The 15,686-nt window shown below is 40.0% G+C and carries 16 protein-coding genes; 6 read left to right on the forward strand and 10 right to left on the reverse strand.

Translation table 11 applies throughout. The annotated features are described in order from the left end of the window. Positions 1-24 precede the first annotated feature (24 nt). The gene (locus ACIF8R_RS03420; protein WP_396479100.1) at positions 25-756 is read right to left on the reverse strand and encodes a 4'-phosphopantetheinyl transferase; all 732 of its coding nucleotides are present in this window, start codon (positions 754-756) and stop codon (positions 25-27) included. Between the two features lie 413 nt (positions 757-1,169). On the opposite strand from ACIF8R_RS03420, the gene ACIF8R_RS03425 reads away from it, so the two are divergent. Further along, complete coding sequence (locus tag ACIF8R_RS03425; RefSeq protein ID WP_396479102.1) at positions 1,170-1,460, forward strand: hypothetical protein; 291 nt, start codon at positions 1,170-1,172, stop codon at positions 1,458-1,460. Positions 1,461-1,462: 2 nt separating this feature from the next. After that, positions 1,463-3,067: a PepSY-associated TM helix domain-containing protein gene (locus ACIF8R_RS03430; RefSeq protein ID WP_396479104.1), complete on the forward strand. Its 1,605-nt coding sequence runs from the start codon at positions 1,463-1,465 to the stop codon at positions 3,065-3,067. A 46-nt stretch (positions 3,068-3,113) separates the two neighbouring features. Here the strand turns inward: ACIF8R_RS03430 and ACIF8R_RS03435 are convergent, their stop codons facing one another. From ACIF8R_RS03435 to ACIF8R_RS03450, 4 genes are all read right to left on the reverse strand, one after another. Then, entirely contained in the window at positions 3,114-3,734 is a 621-nt protein-coding gene (locus ACIF8R_RS03435) for an ATP-binding cassette domain-containing protein (protein ID WP_396479105.1), read from the reverse strand. A 4-nt stretch (positions 3,735-3,738) separates the two neighbouring features. Next, positions 3,739-4,431, reverse strand: a complete 693-nt coding sequence (modB, locus tag ACIF8R_RS03440; protein WP_000971591.1) for a molybdate ABC transporter permease subunit — start codon at positions 4,429-4,431, stop codon at positions 3,739-3,741. Next, positions 4,428-5,213, reverse strand: coding sequence for a molybdate ABC transporter substrate-binding protein (gene modA, locus ACIF8R_RS03445; RefSeq protein WP_396479108.1), 786 nt, complete (start codon positions 5,211-5,213; stop codon positions 4,428-4,430). Before modA ends, modB begins: the two co-directional genes overlap by 4 nt. A gap of 181 nt (positions 5,214-5,394) precedes the next feature. Beyond that, the gene (locus tag ACIF8R_RS03450; RefSeq protein WP_192836975.1) at positions 5,395-5,745 is read right to left on the reverse strand and encodes a winged helix-turn-helix domain-containing protein; all 351 of its coding nucleotides are present in this window, start codon (positions 5,743-5,745) and stop codon (positions 5,395-5,397) included. 220 nt (positions 5,746-5,965) lie between these two features. On the opposite strand from ACIF8R_RS03450, the gene antA reads away from it, so the two are divergent. The 4 genes from antA to ACIF8R_RS03470 all read left to right on the forward strand — a co-directional run bounded on the left by antA (position 5,966) and on the right by ACIF8R_RS03470 (position 10,440). Further along, complete coding sequence (gene antA / locus ACIF8R_RS03455) at positions 5,966-7,381, forward strand: anthranilate 1,2-dioxygenase large subunit (protein ID WP_396479111.1); 1,416 nt, start codon at positions 5,966-5,968, stop codon at positions 7,379-7,381. 2 nt (positions 7,382-7,383) lie between these two features. Further along, positions 7,384-7,875 (forward strand): anthranilate 1,2-dioxygenase small subunit, encoded by a 492-nt coding sequence (gene antB / locus ACIF8R_RS03460; protein WP_000076809.1) that lies wholly within the window; start codon positions 7,384-7,386, stop codon positions 7,873-7,875. A gap of 5 nt (positions 7,876-7,880) precedes the next feature. Further along, complete coding sequence (gene antC / locus ACIF8R_RS03465) at positions 7,881-8,915, forward strand: anthranilate 1,2-dioxygenase electron transfer component AntC (RefSeq protein ID WP_396479113.1); 1,035 nt, start codon at positions 7,881-7,883, stop codon at positions 8,913-8,915. Positions 8,916-9,381: 466 nt separating this feature from the next. Then, the gene (locus tag ACIF8R_RS03470; protein ID WP_396479115.1) at positions 9,382-10,440 is read left to right on the forward strand and encodes an AraC family transcriptional regulator; all 1,059 of its coding nucleotides are present in this window, start codon (positions 9,382-9,384) and stop codon (positions 10,438-10,440) included. Between the two features lie 55 nt (positions 10,441-10,495). Here ACIF8R_RS03470 and ACIF8R_RS03475 read toward each other — a convergent pair whose 3' ends face one another. Genes ACIF8R_RS03475 through ACIF8R_RS03495 form a run of 5 tightly spaced genes read right to left on the reverse strand, consistent with a single transcriptional unit; the run spans position 10,496 to position 15,384 of the window. Beyond that, on the reverse strand, positions 10,496-11,443 hold the full coding sequence (locus tag ACIF8R_RS03475; RefSeq protein WP_174732014.1) for a transporter: 948 nt from the start codon (positions 11,441-11,443) through the stop codon (positions 10,496-10,498). A gap of 53 nt (positions 11,444-11,496) precedes the next feature. Beyond that, complete coding sequence (locus ACIF8R_RS03480; RefSeq protein WP_174741113.1) at positions 11,497-12,027, reverse strand: flavin reductase family protein; 531 nt, start codon at positions 12,025-12,027, stop codon at positions 11,497-11,499. A gap of 28 nt (positions 12,028-12,055) precedes the next feature. Further along, a complete protein-coding gene (locus tag ACIF8R_RS03485) occupies positions 12,056-13,294 on the reverse strand; it encodes a styrene monooxygenase/indole monooxygenase family protein (protein ID WP_396479117.1) in 1,239 nt (412 codons plus the stop codon). Positions 13,295-13,336: 42 nt separating this feature from the next. Then, positions 13,337-14,122 (reverse strand): SDR family oxidoreductase, encoded by a 786-nt coding sequence (locus ACIF8R_RS03490; RefSeq protein WP_396479119.1) that lies wholly within the window; start codon positions 14,120-14,122, stop codon positions 13,337-13,339. An 11-nt stretch (positions 14,123-14,133) separates the two neighbouring features. After that, positions 14,134-15,384 carry a dienelactone hydrolase family protein gene (locus ACIF8R_RS03495; protein WP_396479121.1) on the reverse strand — a complete coding sequence of 417 codons (1,251 nt, stop codon included), beginning with the start codon at positions 15,382-15,384 and terminating at the stop codon, positions 14,134-14,136. Between the last annotated feature and the right edge of the window lie 302 nt (positions 15,385-15,686).

Consider the following 15,686-nt stretch of genomic DNA (forward strand, 5'->3'; position numbering starts at 1 on the left):
GGCAATTATTTGCCTTCTTTTGTTTTAAGCAGAATGATGTGCTTGAAAAACCCAAGTCATAATATGGTCTTGCTCTACAGTCCAACCACCTTGATATTGTTCTAAGAGTTGATAGCGCTGTTGAATTTCTGGCAAGAAAGTTAGCGTTATTTTTTGATTTTCAAAATTAATATCAACGATAGATGCTTCTAAGAAATCGATATATTGCTTTGCAGTGGGGTAAACCGCTTTATATAGACTTTCTTTTATAGAAAAAATTAAGCTCACATAATGGGCAAAATCAAAAAATTCAGCCGCTTTATTTTTCCATAAAGCAAACTCAGATGGCGTTAAAATAAGATGTGCGCTCTCTTGAGCAAATTCTGAGTTCACCCAGTGCTCGATATCAATTCCCAAATAAACCGCATTATTAGATAACGCAACAATTAACTTATTTTGTGAATGACTAATACTCCCCAAAACATGAGTTGGCCAGATGGGTAAATGTTCATGCATAGAGGTTATTGACTGATCTAAACCGAAATGATGATTTAAAACAGCTTGAGCTAAGACCCTGCCACATAAGTACTCATTTTTACGTTCGACATGCGCTTGAGCAATTTTTAGGGGATGCTCTAATTGTTGGTCTATATGCAAATGCGTTGTTTGTGATAAATCTAGCCCATAAAAAAATAGCTCTGATGTAAGAAAAATAGGACTCGAAATTTCATAAATTGATGTACTGATTTGTTCAGGAATATATAGATAATGACTCACTGGATTCGACTTCAAAATAAATATTTTTAATGAGTTATCTCCTATCTTAACTTACTCATCATGAATAGATAAATAATTATATTTATCATTTGATAATAATTATTATTTACTTATACTGTTGGGTAAATTTTGACTTTAATTTACTTATAAACATCGATTATGAAACTTATAGGACTTTTTTTGACCCTGTTGGGAGCGGTCAGTATTTATTGTAGTCATAGCAACCAAAATCTGTTGTCTCAACATCTTCCTACTTTCTTTAAGTATTTGGGTCTAGTGCTATTAGGCATTGGATTTATTGCGCTCTTTGCAAGCTTACCAAAAGTTGTTGCCGCTTTTTGTTGGTTCATGCTCATCATTTTTGCGTGGTCGTTTCTTCCCTTTATGGCACTTTTTAAACGGAAATTGGTTGCATGAAAGCTAAAATTCAGTCTCCGATTCAGCCAGACTGGTGGAGTAAAACTTTTGTAGGTGGTGTTTTTGGTCTAAGTCTTTCTATTGCGATTGGTAATTTGATTGTTTTATTAGGCCAACCTTATGTTGCCATGGATTTATTGGTGCAAGTGGGTATGTGGAGTGTTCCTTGGGTTTGGATGCCTATTATGTTTGGCAGTTATTTTTTTACGACTGGACGAAAAGCGCTTATCTATTTATTCATTGCTAATGCCCTAGCGTATAGCTGTATTTTTGTCTTACGGGGTTAAACATGAAAGTACGTTCAGACATCATGAAATTAGCAAAAAGCATGCATACTTGGGTGGGTGTATGTGCAGGGATTTTGCTTTTTATCTGTTTCTTTGCTGGCGGGCTCAGCATGTTTCAGCACCATATTAGTAAGTGGGCTACGCCAACACAGCAAGTTTTACCGAAAGTCTTACCCGACCAATATAATGAGCTTATTCAAAAAGTACAGACTGCCTATCCTGCTGCGCAAAAGAACTTCATACTCAATTTATCATCCAATGAATTTCACTATGCACCCATTACATGGAGCGAACATGAACGTGGCGATGGCTTTAATGCTGCTCAGACTACGTGGATGGCAAGTTTAGATAACAATGGCGAGTTAATCGTTGCCCAAGAAAACTTATCTAAAGCTGGCTGGTTAATCGAACAGTTGCATGAAACAGCAGGCATACCGGGCATGGCAGGCCACCACGGTTTAGGTCTCTATGTGATGGGTGTGGTTTCTATTTTATATTTTCTTGCCCTACTTTCAGGAGTGATTATTCTTTTACCGACCTTAGTAAAGGATTACTTTGTTATTCGCCCTGGTAAAAATAAAAAGCGCTTTTGGCTAGATGCGCATAATGTGATTGGAATTACCAGTTTACCGTTTCACATCATTATTAGTATTAGCGTTATTGTCTTTGCTTTTCATGACTTTTTTTATGATGCGATTGGACAACTTGCACTCAAAGGACAGCCTGTTTTTCAGCGTTCTCCCCCAGCGCTTATTCAACCTAAACAAACACAGATTGATGTGCAGCAAATATTAGCTCAAGCTAAAAAAGTAGCGCCTGAATATTCAGTTGACTATATCCAGTTCAGTGGTCTAGACAAACCTGAAAAAGCCAATGCACGAATTGCCCTGTATAGTTCAGATCAGATGTTGCGCGGTGCAAATCATGACTTTATGCGTATGAATCCATATGCTGTTGAGCACTTTAATCATAAAGGTATTAACACACAGACTGATGCTGGAAATAAGTTAATCAATGCCATGTTTAGCCTGCATTTTGGCAGTTTTGGTGGTACTGGCGTACGTTGGATTTATTTTGTTTTAGGTGTTGGTGGTGCCTTCTTATTTTATACGGGCAACATTCTTTGGGTTGAAACTCGAGCACGTAAGCAAAAGCGTGCTGAAGACCCTGTTCCTGTTCAACGTAAAGATGTGGTGTTCCTCGCGAACTTAACTATAGGCGCGTGCCTAGGGTGTGTTTTAGCTGTCGTAGGTACAATGTTGGCCAGTCGTTGGCTTTTCGCAGCGCTTAACATTGAAAGCATGAATCACCTCTTTATGTATGGTTATTATGCGATTTTCCTACTGAGTTTGATTTATACCTTTGTGATTGGCTATGCAAAAGCTTTACCACAACTGCTATTAACCTTGGTTTTGGTGTTATTTGCAATTCCGCTTACATCCCTTTTAGCCTACTTCATTCCCCAAAGTGGCCTATGGGTACATGGCGGAGAAATCTTAGTGGTTGATTTCTTAGCTATCATTTTTGCTTTTGCTTTCTGGCGTTTTTATCAACAAGCCCAAGATCGCCGAAAATCTGCTCCAACGGGCAGTTTATGGGCTAGCTAACAACCATGAATCAACATGACTGAAATAATGTGTGAAATATGAAAAATTATAAAACCCACATTGTTTCGGTCAGTTGTTTAATCTCTTGAATATCATGACTCACATAAATCATCGGAATTTTTATTTCTTCTTTTACTTTCTGGAAAAAAGGAATAATTTCAGCTTTATGATTCGCATCTAGCGCTGATAAAGGCTCATCAAGTAGCAACAGCTTAGGTGAATATAACAATGCTCGGCCCAGTGCCACGCGCTGTTTTTCACCACCTGAAAGTTTGATGGGCATACGTTCTAATAAGTGCCCTAACTTTAATAACTCAATAATATAATCTGCTTCAAAGTGACGTTCTTGTTGGGACAGGTGCTTAAGACCAAATAATAAGTTTTGCTTTACCGTTTTATGCGGAAAAAGCTGAGCATCTTGAAAAACCAGTCCAACGTGCCGCTTTTGCGTGCTCAAATTAATGTTTTGACCTGAATCAAACCATGTTTGATTCTGTATCTTAATGAACCCACTACATGGAGTGTTCAGCCCTGCAATGGCATGTAAAATTGATGTTTTACCTGACCCAGAGGCACCAAATAGCCCAATAACAGAAGCATCTGTCTCGAAACTAGGTTCAATATGAAATTGCCCCATTTGTAGCTGAAAACGGCAATCGATCAACATAGTCTTACCGCCCTAAGCGCTTCTTTTGATAACGATGAAACCACTGTGCAAACCATAAGGCTAAAAAAGCCACGCTTAACGATAAAACAATAAGCCGTTGAATAGCAGCCTCTGTATCGGGCTGTTGCATTAAGCTATACATAGCCAAAGGCAAAGTACGCGTTTCATTTGAAATATTACCCACAAAGGTAATGGTCGCACCAAACTCACCTAAACTACGGCAAAAACATAAAATAGCACCAATTAAAATACCACTGCTGGCAAGTGGCAACGTGACATGAAAAAAGGCTCCTAAAGATGAGGCACCTAGTGTCTTTGCTGCCATTTCTAAGCGCTGATCGACCAGTTCAATCGCTAGTCGAATCGATTGCACCAATAGCGGAAAACCCATCACTGCCGAAGCAAGAACGGCACCTTTCCAGTTAAATGCAAAATCAATTCCGAGAGGCGCCAAATATTGCCCAACAACACCGCGGCTCCCAAAAACTTGTAAAAGCAAATAACCAGGAACCACTGGTGGTAGCACTAAAGGTAAAAACACCAATGTTTCAATAAATGACTTACCCCAGAACTCTTTACGTGCCAAAAACCATCCCACACAAATTGCAGGAATAATGCTGACCACAAGACAACTTGCTGCAACCTTACAAGAAAGTTGAAGAACGCTGAGTTCTTCTGGGGTTAAAGAGAACATCATGGTTTAACTGGAGCTAGCACACTAAAGCCATATTTTTTAAAGACTGCTTTAGCTTGGTTGCTTTGTAAAAATTGATAGAACTTTGCTGAGTTTGAGTTCTTTTTAATCAACCCTACAGGATAAATAATTGGTGAATGTGCATTTTCTGGAAATATGCCAGCTACCTTCACATCTTTGCTAATTGCTGCATCGGTTGCATAGACAATCCCAACCTGACATTCACCACGCGCAACAAAATTTAATGCAGCTCGAACATCTTCTGTTTCAACTAACTTTGGCTCAATACGGCTCCACCAACCTAGGTTAGTAAAAGCTTGTTTAGCATATTTGCCTACAGGCACACTTTTGGTATCCCCTGTACAAATCTTGCCTGTAAATACTTTATTGGGATCGGTCGTTTTATCTAGTTTTATATTTAGTGACCGCCCTTTAGGGGTAATTAGAACCAGACGGTTGCCTAATAAATTTATACGGTCATTTGCTGCAACTCGTTTTTTATTTTGCAGATAATCCATCCACTGGGTATCAGCAGAGATAAATACATCGGCTGGTGCCCCAGCTTCAATTTGTTTCGCTAATGTCGATGAGCCTGCATATGAAGTTTTAACTTCTACTTTATTTTGTTTTTCATAAATTTTTTCTAAATCGTTAATTGCATTCGTTAAGCTCGCTGCTGCATAAACGGTAACCGATTCAGCTTTGGCTGGAACATTAAAGACTAATCCTATGCTGAGCACCGAACAGACTAAAGCCAACTTTTTTATCTTCGTATCACTTACCATTATGTTTTACCTTTTTGTCGTTTTTTGCAGCGATATATACCCAAGAATATAGCGATAACCATAGATGATGAAAAGTAGAAATTATTTATAAAGATGGATATTTTTTCTGAGCAACTGAAAACTATTGGTAGATAAAACTGATTCGCGCTTAAATTCTTTAATTTATAAAGTATTTCTCATCTTATTTCTTTAAATAGCTACTCATGATTTGATAGTCCTGTTCTAAGGCTTGTCGAGCATTGATTTCCATTTGTCGGTAATGCTCTAAGACTTTTTGGCCTATAGCTGTAACGGCTGCCCCACCTCCATGTGTTCCGCCTGTTTGAGTTTCAACTAAAGCTGTTTCAAAGCACTGGTTCATGGTGTCGACCAACTGCCATGCACGGCGGTAGCTCATATTCATAGATTTTGCGGCTTGTGAGATCGAACCAGTTTTCTCAATCGCTTCAAGTAAGTCTGCCTTACCCGGACCAAATGCAATGTTCTGCTCTAAAAGAATTCTAATTTGTAATTTTAAGTTTTGTTCTTTCATAGACTTAGTTCACAAAAGTTTATTTTATGCTCACTAACATTATAGGGAAGTTTAACAAGCTAAGACATATACAAATTTAAATCTCTACTCTTTCCTAAAAAGAGTTCAATTAAAAAAATCAAAACTGCACAAAGTGGATAAAGATCTGGAAAAAACGGATAGAGGCCAAAGCCTAATCGCGGTTCAATCAGTTAAAAGCTGAATGAATAGGATTGAGCAAATGACCTCATCTAATTTAAAACAATGGAATGATTTTGTAGATGGATGTATCGACTTCCGTCCTAACGATGGCGTGTTTCGTATTGCACGAAATATGTTTACTGAACCTGAACTATTTGACTTGGAAATGGAACTTATTTTTGAAAAGGTTTGGATTTATGCATGTCACGAAAGTGAGATTCCAAACAATCATGATTTCCTAACCGTTCAAATTGGTCGTCAACCGATTATTGTGAGCCGTGATGGTAAAGGTGAATTACACGCCATGGTCAATGCCTGTGAGCATCGCGGTGCGACTTTAACACGCGTTGCTAAAGGCAACCAATCTACATTTACTTGTCCATTCCACGCATGGTGCTATAAGTCAGATGGCCGCTTGGTGAAAGTCAAAGCACCAGGCGAATATTGTGAAGATTTTGATAAATCAAGCCGTGGCTTAAAACAAGGCCGTATTGCCAGCTACCGTGGCTTCGTATTTGTAAGCCTTGATACTCAAGCAACAGATTCTCTTGAAGACTTTTTGGGCGATGCAAAACTGTTTCTTGATTTAATGGTTAACCAGTCCCCAACAGATGAACTCGAAGTATTACAAGGCAAGTCATCTTATACCTTTGCAGGTAACTGGAAGCTACAAAATGAAAATGGCCTAGATGGTTACCATGTAAGTACTGTTCACTATAACTATGTTTCTACAGTCCAACATCGCCAGCAAGTCAATGCATCAAAAGGTGAAGAACTCGATACGCTTGACTACAGCAAGTTAGGTGCCGGTGACTCAGAAACCGACGATGGCTGGTTTAGTTTCAAAAATGGTCATAGCGTATTATTTAGTGACATGCCGAACCCAACTGTTCGTCCGGGCTACGGCACCGTTATGCCATATATGGTTGAAAAATATGGCGACAAATATGCTGAATGGGCAATGCACCGTTTAAGAAACTTGAACTTGTACCCTAGCCTATTCTTTATGGACCAGATTAGCTCACAGCTTCGTATTGTTCGTCCTGTGGCATGGAATAAAACCGAAGTCATTAGTCAATGTATTGGTGTTAAAGGTGAATCTGCTGAAGCGCGCCGTAACCGTATTCGCCAGTTTGAAGATTTCTTTAACGTATCAGGCCTTGGTACACCAGACGATTTAGTTGAATTCCGTGAACAGCAAAAAGGTTTCCAGGCACGACTTGAACGTTGGAGCGATATTTCTCGTGGCTGTCAGTCTTGGGAATATGGCGCGACCAAAAACTCACAAGATTTAGGCATTCAACCCGTTATTACTGGCCGTGAATTTACCCATGAAGGACTCTATGTAAACCAGCATGGACATTGGCAACGTCTAATGCTTGATGGCTTAAATAAGAAAGCATTGAAAATGCAGGATATTACTTTTGAAAACAATGCCGTAATGGATGAGGTGTAACCATGTCACAAGAACTACATTTTGCTGTATCTCAGTTTTTGTACAAAAAGGCAGAGCTTTGTGATGCTTATGACTGGGATGCCTACCTAGAGCTTTACGATGAAGATAGTGAATATCATATTCCACAGTGGATTGATGACCATAATTATGTTCAAGATCCAAATCAGGGCTTGTCTTATATTTATTATGCGGACCGTACAGGCCTTGAAGACCGTGTATTCCGTATTCGTACCGGAAAAGCAGCCTCTGCAACGCCATTACCACGTACTTTGCACAGCATAAACAACATCCGAGTTAAAACATTGGATGATGGATTAATTGAAGCAAAAGTTGCATGGCAAACGCTTTATAACCGTCAAGGTTTAGAAGGCTGTTTTTACGGACACGCTACTTATCTTTTACGCCAAACAGCAGATGGTTTCCGCATTCGTCGTCAGCACAGCATTTTGCTGAATGACAAAATTGATTCCGTTTTAGACTTCTATCACGTTTAAGGGGAATGAAAATGGGACATTCAGTTGCACTTAACTTTGCCGATGGCAAAACCTTTTTCATTTCGGTAAATAACGATGAATTGCTGCTTGATGCGGCAGTTCGCCAAGGAATTAACCTACCGTTAGACTGCCGCGAAGGTGTTTGTGGCACCTGTCAGGGACAGTGTGAAACCGGCATTTATGAACAAGAATATGTTGATGAAGATGCATTAAGTGAACGTGATTTGGCCGAGCGAAAAATGTTAGCTTGCCAGACCCGTGTAAAATCCGATGCAGCTTTTTATTTCGATCATGATTCTGCTATCTGTAACGCTGGTGATACCTTAAAAATTGAAACCAAAGTGACTGCGGTTGAGCTAGTTTCTGAAACGACAGCAATCTTACATCTTGATGCAAGCAGACACGCTGAACAACTTCAGTTTTTGCCGGGACAATATGCTCGTTTGCAAATACCGGATACTGAAGATTGGCGCTCATATTCTTTTGCAAATAGACCAAATGCGACCAATCAATTGCAATTCTTAATTCGTCTATTGCCAGACGGTGTGATGAGTAATTACCTGCGTGATCGTTGTCAGGTTGGACAAAGCTTACTTATTGAAGCACCGCTTGGTAGTTTCTATTTACGTGAAGTAGAGCGACCACTGGTTTTTGTGGCAGGTGGAACTGGTTTATCAGCTTTCTTGGGAATGCTTGATAACTTGGTTGATCAGCCTAACTCGCCTGCAGTTCAGTTGTACTATGGCGTAAATAGTGAAACCGACTTGTGTGAACAACAGCGTTTACAGGCCTATGCAGAACAGCTACCTAACTTTAGCTATCACCCGATTGTGACTAAGGCAACGGAAACTTGGCAAGGTAAAGCCGGTTATATCCATGAGCACTTAAATAAAGATCAACTGGCCGAGCAAGCTTTTGATATGTATTTATGTGGCCCACCGCCAATGATTGAAGCCGTTAAAAATTGGTTAGATGAGCAAGCTCTGCAAAACTACCGTATCTACAGCGAGAAATTTTTACAGAGCAATACCTCACGCTAAAAGTACAGATAGCTTCAGTACAAATAATTTAGAAACCACTCAAACCTGAAATGATTCAATATACTCTTATAAGGGGTATATTGAATTTTTGCATTTAAATTAAAAGCTTTTATATATCAATAATATAAAATAATGAATTCCGACAAAATAAATTGACCAGTTCGCTCGGATTTGCTATAAATTTTGATAGATCTCAAGGAATAAGATCATGATGAGATTAAGTTATAGCACCTTTTATATCCTCCTATTCTATTTCTCGAATGTATTAAATTGATGGACAAAATTCGACGTAACAATTTGAGAAAATCATATTAATTAGCGGTTAAATTGGTCTGTATTTTGCTTATATCTCATTGTAATTTGCGAGTAACTTAATTTTTTAAGTGCCGTATTTACTTGCTGTGCAGCGAAGTTTTAAAGCTCTTGCAATACAAGTAAATACAGGAGTGAGCCAAAAGGGATAAATATGAACCAAGCCAACTCCCCAGAACTCAGTGGGCGTCATTTTCAAAATGAGTCTATCTTTACCAATCATAATCTGGTGTTTGATCACCACGATTTAAGCGAAACTTGCCGAAATGTAGGCCAAATTTTTAAACCGCATGATCTTAAAATCTCTCAGCAGAAGCGAGATTTCAGTGCAACCATGCACCATGTTAAAACAGGCGCACTGTCTATTAGTCGCTTGGAATATGGCGCGGATGTCATTATTGAACCAGATCACCTTGATAACTTTTACTTAATTCAAATTCCAACTCAAGGCTACGCAGAAATCGAGTTTGGTTCTCAAAAGTTTATTTCTTATTCTCAAGTTGCTTCTATTATTTCTCCTCAGCAATCTTTACGTATGCGCTGGCATGCGAACTCACCACAGCTCATTCTAAAAGTTTCAAAGGATGATTTTACGTATCATTGTCGCCAACACATTGCTGATTCAGAAAATAACTTACTCGTTTTCGACCCAAAATTAGACTTTTCTACACAAAGTGGAGCCTATTTTTTACAGCTCGTTAGAACCTTGATGGATGCTTTGGCATGCGAGCAACACCCGCTTCATCATCCTTTAGCCTTTAAACAATTTGAGTCAAATTTGTTCAATGCACTCATTTATGGTCAACCCAACAATGCATTACATAAAATAGATCATTATAAAGAAAAAACCGTTTCTCCTTATTTCGTGAAACGTACAGAAGCCTATATTAAAGAACATTTACATGAGCCACTTAATGTCGAAATTTTAGCTGAACATGCGGGCGTGAGTGTGAGAACACTATTTACTGGCTTTAAAAACTATTTGGGGACTACCCCAATGTCTTATCTTAAAGAATTACGCTTTGAACAAGCTCATTTAGAGCTGATGCACAATGAAAATCTATCGGTCACAGACGTTGCATTTAAGTGGGGATTTACTCACTTAGGCCGTTTTTCTCAAGAATATAAACGCCGTTATGGTGAATTACCTTCTTCTACCCGCCGTTCTGGTCAAAGTGAAGGCTCAGGCTTAATTACTTCAATTTTTTCGTAAACTAAAATAGATAAAAGCCTTTTATATTTTAGATATAAAAGGCTTTTTTTATGACTTAAAAATGATGAACATAACGAACTTGTAGTCGCGTACCTTCTGGGCGGTTTTCAGCATCTTGCTCAAAATAAGCATTTGCGACCAAATGATCATTTTTAGAAAAACTATACATCGCACCGGGACCAATTGCCCAAACTTGTTCACGTCGGCCTTTAACTTTTTCACCATCGACTTCAGTATCAGTTACCTGTTTTAACCAATAGCCATTTAGTCCTAAGCGGAACTGTTCGGTAATGGCATAGTCTGTTGCAAAGTTTGCATGAATTGCTTGCCCAGCTTGCATATCATTTGCTCCAGCAAACGCATAGCTTGGGTCATCATTTTTAAAGTTATAGAGGTAATGGATACGCGTTGAAGCTGTCCACTTTGGATTGAACCAATATGTTGCTGCCCAATAAGGATCAAATGAAACAGCATTATTACTTGGGTTAATATCTTTTTGCTGGTCGTATTCCCCAGTAGGTAAATTGACCTGAAACTCAAAACGATGTACAAACTTCGGCCCTTGTGCACCCATGATTGGATCGAACTGAATAAATGGTCCAATCATAATGTCCCCAAAGCCGCTTTGGGCCTTAATGGCAGCATTATTCAAGCCATCATCCATGTCCATTTTACTGACAAAAGGAATTAAAAAATTCATACCTAGGCTGGCTTTATCTTTTACTCGGACATTCGATAAATAACTAATCTGCTCAACCAGTACTTGATAATTTAAATCTGTTTTAGGCAAACCTAATTTTTGTCCATTGGCATCGACCAGTTTATTACTATCGTAATTTTGGAAGTAGGTTTGAGCATACCAGCCGGGCCCTGCGGGTAATCCACCATCGAGAAAGCTGGTCATACCTAAGTTTACGGTCGGTAAATCATAGGCATGTGTAACCAACGGCAAACCCAACAATGTTCCTGCTAAAAATCCATGTTTAATTAATGTGCTTTTCATCTTCTTATTTCCTATAAAAAAATCACGACCGGATTGATCGTGATTGTGGTGAATTAATGTGCTAATTCTGGATGCTCTGCAGCAATCCGATACTTTCCTGCATGGAATACCAAAGGTTCACCTTGGCGTTGTTGGTATTGTTCAATCTGACCAATAAAAATCAGGTGATCTCCACCTTCATACTGATTTACATTGCGGCAAACCAAGGTTGCGAGTGCGTCGGACAAAATTGGAACGCCTGCATTGCATTGTTGATGCGCTACACCTGCAAATTTATCTTCAGCGCCTCGAGCGAAATGTCCAGAAAGTTGATGATGCTCTTGTGCCAACATGTGGATGGCAAAATATTCAGCTTCTACAAAATCAGACAAACTTGGCGCTGTTTTTGAAAGGCTCCACAAAATTAATGGTGGGTCTAAAGACAGCGATGAAAATGAATTGGCTGTCATGCCTATCTTCCGACCATCTTTACCACGGGTTGTAATCACGGTAACGCCAGTTGCAAACTGACCAAGTAAATTACGAATTTCTCTTGGGTTTTCTGCATTAATTGCTTGTAAAGCTAAAGTTTCAATTGTGTCCATTTTCATATCTCCCTTTGCTGTTTTGCCCTTAAGCCACTTTTGCTGCGGTTTTTGAGGCCATGAATGCTTGAGCTTGATCTGCATCAAACCACCAAGGAGCAAAGGCACGAGGGTCATCAAAGTTATTGGCCATAATGGAAGCAATGCTCTGGTTTTGGCTTGCGGCTGCTAATAGCTCAACAACATGAGGCTGTGGTGGCACTAATAGGCTATTGGTCCAAGCCACCACTTTTTCTGCATAAGCCCAATAACGTTCAAAAGTTTGAACCATCCATTGTTCGCTAAAGTTTTGATTATCATTGGCTAAAATGGCATCGAAATAGATTTTGCTACACTTAGCAGCGTTGTTTGACCCTTGACCAGTAATCGGGTCATTCACCACTAAGGCATCTGCCATACCAAAAATTTTCTTGCCAGACGGTAAGGTTAAAACCGGTTTACGTACTGTCGGTGGGAAACGTCCTGCTAAATATCCACCAGCATCGGTTAACTCAACATTCGCGCAGCGTTCATATTCCCAAGGCACAAATTTCTTGAGTAAATCCAAACTGCATTGCAGATGCTGTTCTGGTGTTTTGACATCTTGCCAGCAATCCATTGGCCCATTTGGAATACCTTCAAACACCATAATGTCGCAAGGACCATTTACTGTAAGTGCTGGAAATGAAAAGTATTCGCCCACTTCGGGAATAATGTTAAAAGTCACACGAGAGTATGGTGAAATTGGCTTCATGTTTTTGACATAGGTCAATGCCAAAGCGCGCTGCGGTTTATCAAAAACACTACGTGCATCATCACGCTCAAACTGTTTAACGACTTCACCTTTACCAGCCGCGAGTAATACAAGTTCGTAGTCGTTTGCGAGTTGTTCTAACTCTTCTATTCCCACATCCTGAATCACTAATCGGCCACCACGGCGTTCAAATTCTTCCATCCAATATGGCATTTTGACGCGTTGATCGACCGATTGAGCGTAACGCTCAAGACGAGCACTCCATTCAAATGCTTTACCACCATTTTCAGGATTAACTAAAGCCAGCCCGATGCCTTCTACCGCTGGACATTGTTCTTCCCAAAAATTTAGTCCCAAGTCACGTTCAGTTTGTAAAGCGGTATGAAACATACACTGGCTTGACATGACTTTACCTTGGCGGATTTCATCGGCAGTTCGGTTGGTGATCATGGTTACGTCATAGCCTGTATCTAATAAGCCTAAACCAAGCTGTAAACCAGACTGTCCTGCTCCAACAATTGCAATACGGCGCATAATATTCTCCATAATTTTCTAAATGTGCTTTAAAACGCTATGCTATTCGGCTAAACGTGGAATAGCGGGCTGTGATCCTTCAGGGCCCATCACTGAATATCCGCCATCGACCGCATAATCTGCTCCGGTGACAAAACTCGCAGCAGGTGACAATAAGAACAAAACAACATTGGCAACTTCTTCGGGATGACCCAATCGGCCTAGCAAGTGATAATCGGCTGCCACGCTATCGGCCTTTTCGCGGTTATTACCGCTGACTTCTGCAATGACACGAGACCATGTCCAACCCGGAGAAACGGAGTTGACGCGAATACCATCGGCAGCAAAGTCCATTGCCATGCTTTGTGTGAGTTGACGTATCGCGGCTTTAGACACTGGATATAACCAGCGCCCTGTTTGTGCCACTTTGGCCGAGATTGAAGTAAAATTAACGATTGAACCTTGCTGCTTTTTTAGGTCATTGTATAAAGCACGGCTCAGCTCAACGGTAGAGGCCAAATTAATATCGAGTGCTTGTAACCAGTCCTGACGGGAAGATTTAAAACCATCATCTAAGTAGGTACATGCCAGATTTACCAAGTAACTCACTTTACCTAAATGTTGGTGAATATCTGCCACAGCTTGTTGAATAGCCGCATCGCTGGTTAAATCGGTTTGAATAAACATCACATCATGGTTAAAGCTTTCTGCAATTGCTTTACCTTTGGCATCAATATCTAAAATAGCGACATGAGCACCTGCACTCGCCAAGGCTTGCACAACGGCTTTACCAATGAGTGTTGCGCCACCGCTCACCACAGCGACTTTTCCTTTTAAATCTATATTCATTACAATTCTCCTTAATTGACTGGCTTGCCTTCACTACTTGACCAAGACGGCATCAACGTATTTGAAGGAAGATCTTCATCAAGAAGTTTTCGTGCTGTCTCGACACCTGCAACGGGTAAGCCTGTTGGGTCTAATAAACCAATTTGAACAAGTACAGACGCTTGGTCCCAGTAAATATGCTCATGGCACAGCTTTGAACCTCTGAACTGAATTACACCTAACATTGGAATTTCGACATATTTACCAGTCGGTTTTATACCCGGTAATAGCCAGTCAATTTCAGCGTCATGGGTAAAGCTCATAATGAATTCGTCGACCACTTGCGTTGAGCCAACCGTACGAGAGATCGAGGTGATCTTCATATCTTTCGGGTTTTGGTGAACAAAATGATATTGATAAAAACGAGCAAGCTGGCTTTGGCCTACACCGCCAGTTAAGGTTGGAATATGGTTCACATAAGGTTCTGCAACCATCGTTGCCATGGTTGCTGGGACGTCACGCGTATCAAACTCATGACGAATATGCTCTTCCCATAGCGCGACTAGGTCATATTTCGGTCCAATCGTGTCATGTAGAGCTGTTACTGTACGCTCGTGGGCAAAACGTGCTGAAGGTTTGTGATAATGATTGCTTTTTGGGCGTGCAAAAGCATGATCAACCCCTTCATAAACATAAGCTTGTACATTTGAATATTGGTTGGCTGCATCGACAATCGCTTGTCTCGCATCTGGCGGTGTAAATTGGTCCAGTTCGGCAATATGTAAAACCAAGCGCCCTTTTACGTTGGCTAACTCATCTAACGCTTTTTCAATGCCTACACCATAATAACCTACAGCACATGCCACGTCAGAAAGTCGACAACCTGCAAGATACGCAAGCTTTCCACCCAAACAATACCCCACCACACCGAGGCCTATAGAGGTGTCACATTCTGGTCGAGTCTTTAAAAAAGATAGGCTGTCCTGAATATCTTCAATACCGAGGTTTTCATCATATTGCTGATAAAGCTCGAAAGCCTTTTGAAAATCTTCTGGTGTGTAACCCAGTTCGATATTAGGTGCTACACGCCAAAATAAATCAGGAACTAAAACGGTATAGCCTTCTTCTGCAAGAAATTCTGCTTTTTCTCGCATGGCTGCATTTACCCCAAAGATTTCCTGACAAAGCACCACTCCAGGTCCTTTTCCTGTTTCTGGCGTCGCTAGATATGCACTGAACTGCTTTCCAGATGCAGTTTTAATTTGAATGGTTTGACCAGCCATAGTGTCAACTCCTGACATTGTTATGGCTTTATCTTCTATCTGAAATTTTTTTTAGACTGTCCAAAAGCTGCAAGCATTATCCAATCTCTGCGCAATTATCAAAATCAATCAAACTGGATAAAAATTAAAAACAAATAAACATCTATATTTCAAAAACTTAAATTAAAAATGAAATTAATACTTTTTATCTAATTTGGAAAATATGGATGAAGATTAGGACTTATTGGATAGTGAAGAGTGGCTAAAAATAGTTCAATCAAAGATACAGGTTTTGTAACGAATACATTGAATTACTCAGGGAA

The organism is Acinetobacter sp. ABJ_C4_1, assembly GCF_044538495.1.
GTDB lineage: Bacteria > Pseudomonadota > Gammaproteobacteria > Pseudomonadales > Moraxellaceae > Acinetobacter > Acinetobacter nosocomialis_A.

Coding starts and splice junctions, on each gene's coding strand:
- ACIF8R_RS03475 (WP_174732014.1), bottom strand. CDS start 11,443: ATGAAAAGCACATTAATTAAACATGGATTTTTAGCAGGAACATTGTTG.
- antB (WP_000076809.1), top strand. CDS start 7,384: ATGTCACAAGAACTACATTTTGCTGTATCTCAGTTTTTGTACAAAAAG.
- ACIF8R_RS03495 (WP_396479121.1), bottom strand. CDS start 15,384: ATGGCTGGTCAAACCATTCAAATTAAAACTGCATCTGGAAAGCAGTTC.
- ACIF8R_RS03470 (WP_396479115.1), top strand. CDS start 9,382: ATGAACCAAGCCAACTCCCCAGAACTCAGTGGGCGTCATTTTCAAAAT.
- ACIF8R_RS03485 (WP_396479117.1), bottom strand. CDS start 13,294: ATGCGCCGTATTGCAATTGTTGGAGCAGGACAGTCTGGTTTACAGCTT.
- antA (WP_396479111.1), top strand. CDS start 5,966: ATGACCTCATCTAATTTAAAACAATGGAATGATTTTGTAGATGGATGT.
- ACIF8R_RS03450 (WP_192836975.1), bottom strand. CDS start 5,745: ATGAAAGAACAAAACTTAAAATTACAAATTAGAATTCTTTTAGAGCAG.
- antC (WP_396479113.1), top strand. CDS start 7,881: ATGAAAATGGGACATTCAGTTGCACTTAACTTTGCCGATGGCAAAACC.
- ACIF8R_RS03425 (WP_396479102.1), top strand. CDS start 1,170: ATGAAAGCTAAAATTCAGTCTCCGATTCAGCCAGACTGGTGGAGTAAA.
- ACIF8R_RS03480 (WP_174741113.1), bottom strand. CDS start 12,027: ATGGACACAATTGAAACTTTAGCTTTACAAGCAATTAATGCAGAAAAC.
- modB (WP_000971591.1), bottom strand. CDS start 4,431: ATGATGTTCTCTTTAACCCCAGAAGAACTCAGCGTTCTTCAACTTTCT.
- ACIF8R_RS03435 (WP_396479105.1), bottom strand. CDS start 3,734: ATGTTGATCGATTGCCGTTTTCAGCTACAAATGGGGCAATTTCATATT.
- ACIF8R_RS03490 (WP_396479119.1), bottom strand. CDS start 14,122: ATGAATATAGATTTAAAAGGAAAAGTCGCTGTGGTGAGCGGTGGCGCA.
- ACIF8R_RS03430 (WP_396479104.1), top strand. CDS start 1,463: ATGAAAGTACGTTCAGACATCATGAAATTAGCAAAAAGCATGCATACT.
- modA (WP_396479108.1), bottom strand. CDS start 5,213: ATGGTAAGTGATACGAAGATAAAAAAGTTGGCTTTAGTCTGTTCGGTG.